Here is a 12,514-nt window from a genome sequence, read left to right on the forward strand (position 1 = left end):
GGGGGGTGGGGGGTGGGGGCCGGGGTGGGGGGCGGGGGTCAGTGGCGCAGGCCCAGGGCGAGGGTTGCGCCGACCGCGAGGTGTTCGACGGCGAGGAGCACCACCGCGGCGGGCGTCACCGCGCCGAGCGGGCCGAGCAGGGAGACGAGCAGCACGACGGCGCACGTCACGAGCCAGGCGCGCTCGCCCCGGCGGGGCCGACGGGAGGCCAGGCGGCCGAGCAGGGCGCGCACGCCCCACGCGGCGTACCCGACGACGAGCGCCACGACGACCGCGGCCACCACGCCGACGGTCTGGGTCCCCGTCGCGGACCGCACCTCCGGGTCGACGCCGAGCGCCGTGCCGACGAGCAGCACCACCGCGGCGACGACCGCCGCGGCGAGGGGGACGGACCAGCGGGGGACGCGGCGTCGGGCATCCCCTGATGCCTGCCGTCCGTCGGCCGCAGCGGACGAGCCGGGGTAGCGGGGGACGTTCGAGGTGGTCGGCGTCGTGGGCATGGGACTCCTCCTTCGTCACGCGACGAGGGCCGCGCGCTCACGCGGACGGGGCCGCGGCCGGCGGGTGCCGACGTCCCTACGCTCGCGGTGGCGCCGCGTCCGGCGCACCGGCCGGAGGGCGACGGCTGTCCCGACCGTCGTCGGTCCCCGACCCTCCCGGCGGACCTCGACCCCCGACCTCGGTCGGTGGTCGCCCGCCACGCCGCGCCCTAGCGTCCGGAGCATGACCACACCGACCGACTGCCCTCCGCTCGCCGGACGCCCCGTCCTCGCGACGGCCGCCGCCCGCCGTGACGGGGGCCGCCCGCTCGTCCCCTGGTGGACGTTCGTCGTCGCGTGCCTCGCAGTCGCCACGCTCACCGCGCTCGCGACGGCCGGGATCGTCGGTCAGGACGCACCCGGCGCGGGCACCTGGCTCGACGTCCTCGTCGCGGTCCTCGCCCTCGCGGCGTTCCCGCTGCTGTGGTCGCGGACCCCGCGCAACGCCCCCGTGATCGGCGCCCTGGTCCTCGCGTCGCTCGCCGCGTACTCCGGCGCGGCGACCCCCGCCTCGACGGTCGCGACCCTCCAGATCGCGCGCTGGTACCCGGCACGCACGGCGGTCCCGGTCGCGGTCGCCGGGTTCCTGGGCCACGCCGTGCAGGCGCTGTGGCGGCCGCAGGCCCTGCCGCTCGGCTGGTGGCTCCTGTGCGACCTCGCGGTGCACGCGGCCCTGCTCGGCTGGGGCATGTACTGGCAGGCGCGGGCCCAGCTGATGTGGTCGCTGCGCGACCGTGCCCGGCGCGCCGAGCACGACCAGGATCGCCGCGTCGCCGAGGCGCGGGTCGCGGAGCGCACCCGGATCGCCCGCGAGATGCACGACACCCTCGCCCACCGCCTCTCGCTCCTCGCCGCGACGGCAGGCGCGCTCGAGTACCGCCCCGACGCCGACCCGGCGCAGCTCGCCCGCGCCGCGGGCCTCGTGCGGGCCGGGGTGAGCTCCGCGCTCGGCGACCTGCGCGACGTCGTGCGGGTGCTGCGCGCCGACCCCGACGACGTCGAGGGCGGCGCACCCGCACCCCAGCCCACGCTCGACGACCTCGACCGCCTCGTCGCCGAGGCGCGCGAGGCGGGCGGCGACGTCGCCTACGAGCGGTCGGGATCGGCGGACGCGCCCCGGACCGTCGAGGTCGCGGCGTTTCGCGTCGCGCAGGAGGGGCTCACGAACGCGCGCCGGCACGCCCCCGGCAGCCCCGCCGTCCTGCGCGTCGCCGTCCGGGCCGGCGAGGTGCGCGTCACGGTGTCCGACGGCGGTCCGCGCCCCGTCGCGGTCGGCGGCTCTGTCGGGGGCCCGGTGGGAGGGCCCGCCGGCGAGGGGAGCGGCACCGGGCTCGTCGGGCTGCGCGAGCGCGTCGACCTGCTCGGCGGGACCCTCGACGCCGGGCCGCGGGACGACGGGTTCGTCCTCGACGTCCGGCTACCGTGGGACGCGTGAGCGACCAGGGTGGACGCGGGGGCGGCGCGCGCGGGCGCGCTCGGCACGACGACGGAGGGGCCCCGCGCGACGCACCGCGGACCCGGCTCGTGATCGTCGACGACGACGCGCTCGTCCGCGCCGGCCTGCGGCTGATGCTCGACGGCGCGCACGGCATCGAGGTGGTCGGCGAGGCCGCGGACGGTGCCGAGGTCACGGCGGTGCTCGACGCGCACCCGACCGACGTCGTGCTCATGGACCTGCGGATGCCGCGCGTCGACGGGATCGAGGCGACGCGACGCGTGCGGTCGCGGCCGGGCGCGCCGGCCGTCGTCGTGCTCACGACGTTCGACAGCGACGAGGAGGTCGTCGGGGCCCTGCACGCCGGGGCGTCGGGCTACCTGCTCAAGGACATGCCGCCCGAGCGGATCGTCGCGGCGGTCCGCGCGGCGGCCACGGGCGAGCCGGTGCTGTCACCGGAGATCGCGCGGCGCCTCATGTCGTCGGTCGCGGACGCGGGCGGCGAGCGCGACCGCGCCCGGGCGGCGCTCGGCAGGCTCACCGGGCGCGAGCGGGACGTCGCCGTCGAGCTCGGCCGCGGCGCGGCGAACGCCGAGATCGCGGCCGCCCTGTTCCTCAGCGTCCCGACGGTCAAGGCCCACGTGTCGAACGTGCTGCTCAAGCTCGGCCTGGAGAACCGGACGCAGGTCGCGCTGCTCGTCCACGCCGCCGCCCTCGACTGACGCCCGGCCCCTCGCCGGACCCGTGGCCGACCACGCCTTGGCCCGCCGTCGAGCACGACATCGATGTCGTTATCGCTCCGATGACGACCCTCATGTCGTGTTCGGCCCGAGGGGTGACGTCAGTCGCCCGGCCATTCTCCCGTCCAGCGCTCGAAGGCCCGGGCGCCGCCGCGGTCGATGAGGGCCTTCACCGCGGCGAAGATCGCGCCCTGGATCAGCGACGCGACGAGGATCTCGCGCAGCGAGTACTCGGACTCGAGCGGCTTCGGCGCGTCCTTCCGGTGGCCCGGGGTGACGCGCTTGTAGACCTGCTTGAACACCTGCCCCGCGACGAGCCCGCCCACGATCGAGCTGGCGAGCCCCACAGGGCGGTAGAGGATCTTCGCGGCCTTGCCGCCGGACTTCTCCGGGGGATGCGTCCCCGCCGTCACGTCGTCGCTCATCACCCGACGCTAGGACGGCTGCGGCTCTCTCGCGCGTCGCACGACCGCGAGCGCCGTCCTGGGGCCATCAGGCCGGGACGACGGCGCACCCCGCCGGGTCGGCCACGACCCGCACCCGGTCGCCCGGGCCGGGAACGGCCACGTCGTCGCCCACCCCGGCGCCGGACGCGGCGCCCGCGAGCGCGACGAGCCGGACGGGTGCGCCGTCGTCGGTCCCGGGGAGCTCGGCGTCGACCGTGACCTCGACCGCGCCGCGGCGGAACACGCTGCCGACGACCGTCGCTCCCCACGCGCCGTCCGCCGTGTCGTCCCCGGCAGTGTCGAGGCGCAGCCCGCGCGGGCCGATCGCGAGCAGGCTGCGGGTGCCGCGCGGGACGAACGCCTGGTAGCCGAGGAACTCGGCGACCCGGCGCGAGGTCGGCGCACGCCACAGATCCTCCGGCGGCGCGACCTGGAGGAGCCGGCCGGCGTCCATGACGGCGACGCGGTCGGCGACGGTGAAGGCCTCGTCGTGGTCGTGGGTGACGAAGACGGCGGTCGTCCCGGTGGCCCGCAGCGCCTCGCGCAGGTCGAGCGCGAGGCGCTCGCGCAGCCCCCGGTCGAGCGCGGACAGCGGCTCGTCGAGCAGGAGCAGCCGAGGCCGCGGCGCGAGCGACCGCGCGAGCGCGACCCGCTGGCGCTCTCCCCCGCTGAGCGTCGCGACCGCACGGCGCTCGTACCCGGCGAGCCCGACGACGTCGAGCAGCTCGGTCACGCGCGCGTCGCGCTCCGCGCGGGACAGGCCCGCGATGCCGTACGCGACGTTCCCCGCGACGTCGCGGTGCGGGAAGAGCTGGCCTTCCTGGAACATGAGCCCGAACCCGCGGCGGTGCACGGGGACGCCCGCGAGGTCGCGACCGTCCCACGTGACCGAGCCCGACGCGACCGGCTCGAGCCCCGCGACCGCGCGCAGCAGGCTCGACTTGCCGCACCCGCTCGGTCCGAGCAGGGCGAGAACCTCGCCGGGCGCGACGTCGAGCGTGACGCCCGCGACCGCCGTCGTGCCAGGGTCCGTGCGCGTACCCCCGCCGTAGCGCACGACGACGTCGCGCACCGCGAGCCCGGCGTCCTCCCCGGGCACCGAGTCGGGCGCGGCGTCGGGCGTGGTGCCGGGCGCGACGTCGGGGCGCGACGGCTCCGGCGAGCCGGCGCGCGCCGGGGCGGGGTCGGTCTGCACCATCAGAACTCTCCTCCGGGTCGGTCGCCGCGCAACCGCTCGGCGAGCAGCATCACGGTCGCGGTGAGCAGCGCGAGCACGACGCTCGCCGCGAGCGCCATGCCGTAGTTCTCGGCGCCCGGGCGCCCGATGAGCCGGAAGATCACGACGGGCAGGGTCGCGCTGTCCGGGCGGGCGAGGAACGACGTCGCGCCGAACTCGCCGAGCGAGACGGCGAACGCGAACCCGACCGCGAGGCCGAGCGAGCGGGCGGCGATCGGGCCGTCGACGGTGCGGAACACGCGGCCGGGCGCGGCACCGAGCGTCGCCGCGGCCTCGCGCAGGCGCGGGTCGATCGCACGCAGCGTCGGCAGGACCGTCCGCACGACGAGCGGGATCGCGACGACGGCCTGCGCGATCGGCACGAGCAGGCCGGACGTACGCAGGTCGACGTCGAGCCCGAGCGGCCGGTCGAGCGTCAGGAGGAACCCGAAACCGACCGTGACCGCGGACACCCCGAGCGGGAGCATGAAGACGGAGTCGAGCACGGAGATCGCCCGCCGCCCGCCGCGCGACCGCGGGCGCCGCGACACCACGAGCGCGACGAGCCCGCCGATCACGACGGCGAGCACGGTCGCGAGCGCGGCGGTGCGCAGCGAGTTGCCCGCCGCCTCCCACACGGTGACGGACAGCGCGTTGCGCCCGCCCGTCGTGCCGAGGTTCGCGTAGTTGTCGAGCCCCCAGCCGCCGCCCGGGACGCGGAACGAGCGCACGACGAGCGTGCCGAGCGGCAGCCCGACCAGCACGACGACCACGGCCGCGGTGAGCGCCGCGGGCACGAGGTCGCCGGTCGGGCGGCCGTCGCGCCACAGCCGCAGCGGGTGCGCGGAAGACGCGGAGGACGACAGGTTCAGGGCGCGCTCGCGCCGGGCCCGCGTGCGGTTCGCGACGGTGAGCGCCGCCGCGACGACCACGAGCTGCACGACCGACAGCACGGCTGCCGTGCGCAGGTCGAGGAACTGCGTGGTCTGGATCCAGATCTCCGTCTCGATCGTCCCGTAGCGGATGCCGCCGAGCACGAGCACGACGCCGAACGCCGTCGCGCAGAACAGGAAGACGATCGACGCGGCGCTCGCGACGGCGGGCGTCAGCGCCGGGAGGGTCACGGTGCGGAACGCGCGCCACGGCGTCGCGCCGAGCGCCCGCGCCGCCTGCTCGGCGCGCGGGTCGAGGTGCTCCCACAGCCCGCCGACCGTGCGCACGACGACCGAGTAGTTGAAGAACACGAGCGCGACGACGATCGCCGCGAACGTCTCGTCGAGCCGGAGGAACCCGAGCGGGCCGCCCTGCACGAGCAGCGACCGGAACGCGACGCCGACGACGACGGTCGGGAGCACGAACGGCACGGTGACGAGCGCGCGCACGACCCGCCGCCCGGGGAACCGGCACCGGTACAGCACGTACGCGCCCGGTACGCCGAGGAGCACCGAGAACGCCGTGCCGAGCACGGCCTGCCACAGCGTCAGCCCGAGGATGCGCCACGTCCGCGGCTGCGAGAACACCTCCGCGAACCCGGACAGGTCGAGGCCGCCGTCGTCCCCGACGAACCCGCGCGCCACGAGCGTGACCACCGGCCACGCGAAGAACACCCCGAGGAACAGCAGCGGCACCGCCGCCGCGATCCCCCACAGCACCGCGCGCCCGAGACCACCCCGCAGCCCGCGCACGGGCCCTACCACGCCTCTACCTCGGCGGACCATGCCTCTACCTCGCGGGACCACGCCTCTACCTCGCGAGGTAGAGGCGTGGTCATGCCCGCTCGCGGACCGGAGACGGGCGTCAGTCGACGACCGTCGCCGTCCATGCCTTGATCCACTCGTCGCGGTGCGCCGAGACGTCGGCGGGCGCGACCTCGAAGGGCTCGTCGGCGAGCGGGGCGAACTCGGCCCAGCCGTCGGGGAGCGCGACGGAGTCGTCGGCGGGGTACATGTACATCTGGTCGGGCACGTCGGCCTGGAACGCCTCGCTCACGAGGAAGTCGACGAGCTGCTGCGCGCCCTCGGGGTTCTTCGCGTTCGCGAGCACGCCCGCGTACTCGACCTGGCGGAAGCACGTGTCGAGCAGCGCGCCCGTCGTGGACGCGGAGCCGTCCTCGGTGAGCGTGAAGGCGGGCGACGTCGAGTACGACAGCACGAGCGGGCGCGGCCCGGCGCCCTCGGACCCGGAGAAGTCGACGTAGTACGCGTCCGACCAGCCGTCGACGACCTTCACGCCGTTGGCGCGCAGGTCGGCCCAGTAGTCCTCCCAGCCGTCCTCGCCGAACGCCCCGACGGTCGCGAGGAGGAACGCGAGACCGGGCGACGACGTCGCCGGGTTGGTCACCACGAGGAGGTCCTCGTACTCCGGCTTCGCGAGGTCCTCGAGCGAGACGGGCTCCGGGATCCCGGCGTCGGCGAACCACGCGTGGTCGACGTTGACGCACACGTCACCCAGGTCGACGGGCGTCAGCTCGCCCCCGTCGCCCACCGCGTACCGCGCCGCGGAGTCCGAGAGGTCGGCGGGCGTGTAGGGCGCGAGCACGCCCTCGTCGATCGCGCGCGACGCGAAGGTGTTGTCGATCCCGAACACGACGTCGCCGAGCGGCGAGTCCTTCGTGAGGATCAGCTGGTTGACCAGCGCGCCGCCGTCGCCGGGCGCGACCTGCTCGACCGTGAGGCCGCTCTCCTCCTCGAACGCGGCGAGCACCTCGTCGCTCACGGCGAAGGAGTCGTGGGTGACCAGGGTGACCGTGCCCCCGGTGCCCGACGACGCGTCGTCACCTCCCGAGCCTGACGTCGCGTCGTCGCCGCCGCTGCACGCGGCGAGCGCGAGGAGGGCGAGGGTCGTGCCCGCGCCGGTGACGAGGGACCGGGCGCGGCGGGTGCGGGCGGTCGTGCGCTGCATGTGTCCTCCCAGGACGTTCAGGAGGGGTCCACCGGCCCGCGCGACCCGCGCTCGGGCGAGCGCGGGCGACCGCACGAGCAGGTGATCGAGATTCCCGACTTCCTCCACCGGTGCTAACCGGATCAGGTTCGAGGGTCTGCGGTGGTCCGCACTCTCAGCTCCTCCAGGAGCTCCCCTGTCGTTCACGTCGAGCCTACACCGGGGGGGGACAGCCCTGAGAGCAACGCGAGCGCGGCGTCCGCGACAGCCGTCGTGGTCGTCAGACCGCGGCACGACAGCACCTCTCTCCTCGCGCAAAACGTCGATCAGGTGTGGCGCAAAAGGTAGACTTTGAGCAGCGCAGAACATAGATTCTCCGCTGTGAACAGGTATCTTGACCGCATCGCCGATCGCGAACTCCGCGAGCGCATGGCCGCCATCGGCGCCGTGCTCATCGAAGGCCCCAAGGCGTGCGGCAAGACGGCGACCGCGTCGCAGGTCGCGTCCTCGTCGATCCGGCTCGACGAGGACGCGAACGCACGGTCCGCCGTCGAGCTCAACCCCGACGCTCTGTTCAGCGGGCCGACGCCCATCCTGTTCGACGAGTGGCAGGTCGCGCCCGAGCTCTGGAACCGGGTACGTCGACGCGTCGACGATCTCGGCGAGCGAGGGTTGTACGTCCTCACCGGGTCGGCGACCCCCCGCGACGACTCGACGCGGCACTCCGGTGCAGGTCGCATCGGGGTGCTGCGCATGCGCCCGATGAGCCTCTTCGAGTCTCGACACTCTCACGGCGAGGTGTCGTTGCAGGCATTGTTCGACGGCGACTCCCCGGTGTCCCAGGACTCCGGCCTGTCGGTGCCCGACCTCATGGAACGGATCGTCGTCGGGGGGTGGCCGAGTCTTCTGGGGGCGGCGGAAGCCGAGGCCAGGACGTGGCTTGCAGACTACCTGCGCAACGTCGTCGAGGTGGACGTTCCGGCGCTCGGCACACGCCGCAACCCGCGCGGAGTCCGGCGGCTGCTCACCTCGCTCGGTCGATCGGTGGCGCAGTCGCCGAAGCTCACCGCGCTCCGGGAGGACATCGGGGCCGACCGCGGCCCGGTCGCGGCCGAGACGTTGCACGCCTATCTGGACGCGCTCGACCAGCTGATGCTCACGGACGACTCCGCGTCCTGGCAGCCGCACATGCGTTCGCGCCTCCGCCTCCGGACCGCGCCGGTCCGCTACTTCGTCGACCCGTCGCTGGGCACCGCAGCGCTCGGCGTCGGGACCGCTGACCTGCTCGCGGACCTCAATGCGGCCGGCTACCACTTCGAAGCGATGGTCGTTCGCGACCTGCGTGTCTACGCCCAGGCGCTCGGTGGCGAGATCAGCTCATGGCGCGACGAGAAGGGAAACGAGGTGGACGCCGTGGTCACCCTTCCCGACGGACGCTGGGGAGCCTTCGAGGTGAAGATGAACCCCGCGGCAGCGGACTCGGCCGCAGCGTCGCTGCTGAGGTTCGCGGCGGGCGTCGACGTGGACAGGCACGGTGAACCCGCGTTCCTCGGTGTGGTCACGAGCACGGGCTATGCAGGCCGACGCGCCGACGGCGTGCAGGTCATCCCTGTCACGACGCTGGGGCCGTGACGACCGAGGGACGCTCCGACGAGCCGAAGCCGCACGCCGAACGCGATCCAGCCGCTCCGCCTGTGCCCTGAGAGGACCCTGAGCCGGCTCCAGGGAATCCTCGCGCCCGACCAGGGGTGAGTCAGGGTCGTTCCCCGATGCCCGCAGCGAGCCTCTCGCGGGAGGGTCGGGACGACCGGGCCGGGAGCTCCGGACGGTCCGTCGACGCGGGAAGGGAAGGACCGATGAGCGGCACCGAGACGAGGGGCGCGACGATCACCGCGCCGGACGGGACGACCGACGAGGCGGCGGGGCCGCCCGCGATCGCGACGGCGCGAGGCCTCGTGAAGACCTACGGGCGCGGCGAGGCGACGGTCCGCGCCCTGGACGGCGTCGACGTCGACCTCGAGCGGGGACGCCTGACCGCGATCATGGGCCCGTCCGGGTCGGGCAAGTCGACCCTCATGCACTGCCTCGCCGGACTGGACTCCCCCACGGCGGGAACCGTCGTCGTGGACGGCGAGACGGTCTCGGCCATGAGCGAGCGACGCCTGACACGACTGCGCCGCACGCGCATCGGGTTCGTCTTCCAGTCGTTCAACCTCGTCCCGACGCTCACCGCGGAGGAGAACATCGTGCTGCCGCTCGCGATCGCACGACGGCCCGTGGACCGCGAGTGGTTCGACCGCGTGGTCGACGCCGTCGGGCTGCGCCCGCGGCTCGCGCACCGCCCGGCGGAGCTCTCGGGCGGGCAGCAGCAGCGCGTGGCGTGCGCGCGGGCGCTCGTGTCCCGCCCGGCGGTCGTGCTCGCGGACGAGCCGACGGGCAACCTCGACTCGCGCGCCGCCGCGGAGGTGCTCGGCTTCCTGCGCTCCTCGGTGGACGACCTCGGCCAGTCCGTCGCCATGGTCACGCACGACCCGACGGCGGCGTCGTACGCGCACCGGGTCCTGTTCCTCGCGGACGGCCGCCTCGTGACGGAGCTGCGCGACCCCACGCCGCAGGCCGTCCTGGACACCCTCGGCGCCCTTACGCCGGCAACGCCCGCGGGCGTGCACGCCACCGACCCGGCGCACGAGCCGGCGACCGTCCGATGATGGGCCGGATCGCCCTGCGCGGCGTGCGCGCGCACGGCGCGCAGCTCGTGCTGTCCGTGCTCGCGGTGACGATCGGCGTCGCGTTCGTCACCGGCACGTTCGCGCTGCGCGCGATGCTGGCGTCGACGTTCGACGGCATCGTCGCGTCGTCGATCCAGGCCGACGCGTACGTGCGCGGCGCGGCCGCCGCCGGGTCCGCGCTCGAGTCCTCGTCCGCGCAGCTCGGCGGGGCCCGCAGCCTCGTCCCGGCGGACCTGGCCGGCACGCTCGACGCGCGCGACGACGTCGACCTCGCGCTCGCGGAGGTGAGCGGCCCCGCCGTCCTCGTGGGCGCCGACGGCACCGCGGTGCTCAGCACGCAGGCGCCGAGCATGGCGGTCGGCTACGACCCGCGCGACCCCGGGCCGCGCGTGGTCGACGGCCGCCCACCGGAGAGCGGCGACGAGGTCGCGCTCGAGTCCGCGACCCTCGAGGCGTCCGGGCTCGCCGTGGGCGACACGACCGACGTCGTGCTCGGCGACGTGGTGCGCCCGGTGCGCGTGGTGGGCGAGCTCTCGCTGTCCGCGCCGATGGCGGGCGCGACCATCGTCCTGCTCGACGCCGAGACCGCCGCCGCGACGTACGCGCCGGACGGCGTCGTGCCGTCGATCGCCCTGTACGCCGCCGACGGGGTGTCCCCCGAGGCGCTGCGCGACGCCGTCGCGACGGCACTCCCCGACGGTGCCGAGGCCGTGACGGGTGCCGACCTGCGCGACGAGACGAGCAGCGCCATCGCGGACCAGCTCGGCTGTGTCTCGACGTTCCTGCTCGTGTTCGCCGCGCTCGCGCTGTTCGTCGGCACGTTCATCATCACCAACACGTTCGCGATGCACGTGCGCCGCCGCACGCGCGAGCTCGCGCTGCTGCGCGCCGTCGGGGCGTCGCCGGCCCAGGTGTTCGCCTCGGTCCTGGGACAGGCCGCGGTCGTCGGGGTCGTCGGGGCGGTGCTGGGCGTCGCGGCCGGGTTCGGGCTCGCCGCGCTCGCCCGGGCCGGGCTCGGCGCGGTGGGCATGGAGCTCGCCGGGTCGCTGCCCGTGACGACGGCCGGGATCGTGGTCCCGCTCGTCGTCGGGGTCGTGGTGTCCGTCGTCGCGGCGGCCCTGCCCGCGCGGCGCGCGGCGCTCGTCCGGCCCGTGGAGGCCATGCGAGCCGACGTCGTGCGGCCCGCCGGCCCCGGCGTCGCCCGTGTGGTCGCAGGGACGCTCACGCTGCTCGCCGGCACCGGGCTCGTGGTGGGCGCCGCGGCGGTCGGGAGCGGCGGGGCGCCGCTCCTCGGCCTCGGCGCGGTCGGGGTGATCGCGGGCGTGCTGCTGCTCTCCCCGCTCGCGGTCGGCCCCGTGCTGGGCGTCCTCGCCGCGCCGTTCGTCGCGCTGGTCCGACCCCTCGGCGGGCTCGCGCGCGGCAACGTCACGCGCCAGCCGCGGCGCACGGCCGCGACGGCCGGGGCGCTCGTCGTCGGCATGGCGCTCGTGTCGACGACGTCGGTCCTCGCGCTCTCGGCCCGAGAGTCCGTGACCGGGATCGTCGACGAGGAGACGGCAGCCGACCTCGTCGTCCGGTCCGCGACCCCGTACCTGCCCGAGGGGGTCGCGGCCGACGTCCGCGCCGTGCCCGGCGTCGCGTCCGTCGACCTCACGACCTACGGGCAGGTCGTCGTCGACGACGAGCCGCAGCTCGTCGTCGGGTTCCCCGCCGAGGGCTTCGGCCGCTCGGTCCGCACGACGGCGGTCGAGGGCGACCTCGGCGCGTACGCCCGCGGGGAGGCGGCCGTCATGGAGGACGCGCTCGACGAGCACGGCTGGGCGCTCGGCGACGTCGTGACGATCGCCGACCCCACCCGGCCCGACCTCCCGGCGCAGGACGTCCGCATCGGGGCCGTGATCGACTCCCACGCGTTCTCCGTCGACATGCTCCTGCCGCCGGACGTCGCCTCCGCCGTGGGCGCGACGATCCCCGAGATGCTGTTCCTCGACGCCGAGCCCGGTGCCGACCTCGCGGCCGTGCGGGGCGGGGTGACGGACGCCGTCGCACCCTACGTCGTGGCGAGCGTGCTCGACGCCGAGGAGTTCGCCGGAGAGGTCGCCGCCCAGGTCGAGTCGATCCTCGCGATCGTCTACGCGCTGCTCGGCCTGTCCGTGCTCGTCGCGGTCCTCGGGATCGTCAACACGCTGGCCCTGTCCGTCGTCGAGCGGACGCGCGAGATCGGTCTCCTGCGCGCCGTCGGGCTGGGGCGCGCCCAGCTCGCCACGACGATCGTCATCGAGTCCGTGCTGGTCGCGGTCTTCGGAACGGCGGTCGGGCTGGTCGTGGGGACGGGCCTGGCCGCCGCGCTCCCGTCCGTCCTCGCGGACGAGGGCTTCACGACCCTCGCCGTGCCGTGGGCGCAGCTCGGGGCGATGCTCGCGCTCGCCGCCGTCGTCGGGGTCGTGGCAGCGGTCTGGCCCGCGGTCCGCGCCGCCCGGCTGCCCGTGCTCGACGCGGTGAGCCAGGAGTGACCGGTCCCCTCGCCCG

General features: G+C 75.5%; 10 protein-coding genes and 1 riboswitch. Of the genes, 5 read left to right on the top strand and 5 right to left on the bottom strand.

What is annotated here, in order from left to right; translation table 11 throughout:
• Positions 1-38: 38 nt before the first annotated feature.
• On the bottom strand, positions 39-500 hold the full coding sequence (locus tag CCE02nite_RS19475) for a DUF6069 family protein (protein WP_174774940.1): 462 nt from the start codon (positions 498-500) through the stop codon (positions 39-41).
• 223 nt (positions 501-723) lie between these two features.
• Between CCE02nite_RS19475 and CCE02nite_RS19480 the strand changes: the two genes are divergently transcribed.
• Together CCE02nite_RS19480 and CCE02nite_RS19485 are read left to right on the top strand one after the other, a co-directional pair.
• Entirely contained in the window at positions 724-1,974 is a 1,251-nt protein-coding gene (locus CCE02nite_RS19480; RefSeq protein WP_141391250.1) for a sensor histidine kinase, read from the top strand.
• Between the two features lie 89 nt (positions 1,975-2,063).
• Positions 2,064-2,696 carry a response regulator transcription factor gene (locus CCE02nite_RS19485; protein WP_218027170.1) on the top strand — a complete coding sequence of 211 codons (633 nt, stop codon included), beginning with the start codon at positions 2,064-2,066 and terminating at the stop codon, positions 2,694-2,696.
• Between the two features lie 119 nt (positions 2,697-2,815).
• On the opposite strand, the gene CCE02nite_RS19490 is transcribed toward CCE02nite_RS19485, so the two are convergent.
• The 4 genes from CCE02nite_RS19490 to CCE02nite_RS19505 all read right to left on the bottom strand — a co-directional run bounded on the left by CCE02nite_RS19490 (position 2,816) and on the right by CCE02nite_RS19505 (position 7,277).
• Positions 2,816-3,139, bottom strand: a complete 324-nt coding sequence (locus CCE02nite_RS19490; protein WP_141391252.1) for a DUF4235 domain-containing protein — start codon at positions 3,137-3,139, stop codon at positions 2,816-2,818.
• Positions 3,140-3,206: 67 nt separating this feature from the next.
• The gene (locus CCE02nite_RS19495) at positions 3,207-4,358 is read right to left on the bottom strand and encodes an ABC transporter ATP-binding protein (RefSeq protein WP_141391253.1); all 1,152 of its coding nucleotides are present in this window, start codon (positions 4,356-4,358) and stop codon (positions 3,207-3,209) included.
• Positions 4,358-6,094, bottom strand: coding sequence for an ABC transporter permease (locus CCE02nite_RS19500; RefSeq protein WP_141391254.1), 1,737 nt, complete (start codon positions 6,092-6,094; stop codon positions 4,358-4,360). Before CCE02nite_RS19500 ends, CCE02nite_RS19495 begins: the two co-directional genes overlap by 1 nt.
• Positions 6,095-6,173: 79 nt before the next feature.
• The gene (locus tag CCE02nite_RS19505) at positions 6,174-7,277 is read right to left on the bottom strand and encodes a thiamine ABC transporter substrate-binding protein (protein ID WP_141391255.1); all 1,104 of its coding nucleotides are present in this window, start codon (positions 7,275-7,277) and stop codon (positions 6,174-6,176) included.
• An 82-nt stretch (positions 7,278-7,359) separates the two neighbouring features.
• Positions 7,360-7,464: riboswitch (TPP riboswitch) on the bottom strand.
• A 221-nt stretch (positions 7,465-7,685) separates the two neighbouring features.
• Between CCE02nite_RS19505 and CCE02nite_RS19510 the strand changes: the two genes are divergently transcribed.
• From CCE02nite_RS19510 to CCE02nite_RS19520, 3 genes are all read left to right on the top strand, one after another.
• A complete protein-coding gene (locus CCE02nite_RS19510; RefSeq protein ID WP_141391272.1) occupies positions 7,686-8,888 on the top strand; it encodes an ATP-binding protein in 1,203 nt (400 codons plus the stop codon).
• 224 nt (positions 8,889-9,112) lie between these two features.
• Positions 9,113-9,964 carry an ABC transporter ATP-binding protein gene (locus CCE02nite_RS19515; protein ID WP_141391256.1) on the top strand — a complete coding sequence of 284 codons (852 nt, stop codon included), beginning with the start codon at positions 9,113-9,115 and terminating at the stop codon, positions 9,962-9,964.
• Positions 9,964-12,498 carry an ABC transporter permease gene (locus CCE02nite_RS19520; protein WP_141391257.1) on the top strand — a complete coding sequence of 845 codons (2,535 nt, stop codon included), beginning with the start codon at positions 9,964-9,966 and terminating at the stop codon, positions 12,496-12,498. Before CCE02nite_RS19515 ends, CCE02nite_RS19520 begins: the two co-directional genes overlap by 1 nt.
• The last annotated feature ends 16 nt before the right edge of the window (positions 12,499-12,514 follow it).

It is taken from the genome of Cellulosimicrobium cellulans (genome assembly GCF_006539945.1).
GTDB classification, from domain to species: domain Bacteria; phylum Actinomycetota; class Actinomycetes; order Actinomycetales; family Cellulomonadaceae; genus Cellulosimicrobium; species Cellulosimicrobium cellulans.

Bases quoted from the DNA above. Each gene is read 5' to 3' on its own strand.
- CCE02nite_RS19520 (WP_141391257.1), top strand. From the start codon at position 9,964: ATGGGCCGGATCGCCCTGCGCGGCGTGCGCGCGCACGGCGCGCAGCTC.
- CCE02nite_RS19475 (WP_174774940.1), bottom strand. From the start codon at position 500: ATGCCCACGACGCCGACCACCTCGAACGTCCCCCGCTACCCCGGCTCG.
- CCE02nite_RS19515 (WP_141391256.1), top strand. From the start codon at position 9,113: ATGAGCGGCACCGAGACGAGGGGCGCGACGATCACCGCGCCGGACGGG.
- CCE02nite_RS19500 (WP_141391254.1), bottom strand. From the start codon at position 6,094: ATGGTCCGCCGAGGTAGAGGCGTGGTAGGGCCCGTGCGCGGGCTGCGG.
- CCE02nite_RS19490 (WP_141391252.1), bottom strand. From the start codon at position 3,139: ATGAGCGACGACGTGACGGCGGGGACGCATCCCCCGGAGAAGTCCGGC.
- CCE02nite_RS19505 (WP_141391255.1), bottom strand. From the start codon at position 7,277: ATGCAGCGCACGACCGCCCGCACCCGCCGCGCCCGGTCCCTCGTCACC.
- CCE02nite_RS19495 (WP_141391253.1), bottom strand. From the start codon at position 4,358: ATGGTGCAGACCGACCCCGCCCCGGCGCGCGCCGGCTCGCCGGAGCCG.
- CCE02nite_RS19480 (WP_141391250.1), top strand. From the start codon at position 724: ATGACCACACCGACCGACTGCCCTCCGCTCGCCGGACGCCCCGTCCTC.
- CCE02nite_RS19510 (WP_141391272.1), top strand. From the start codon at position 7,686: ATGGCCGCCATCGGCGCCGTGCTCATCGAAGGCCCCAAGGCGTGCGGC.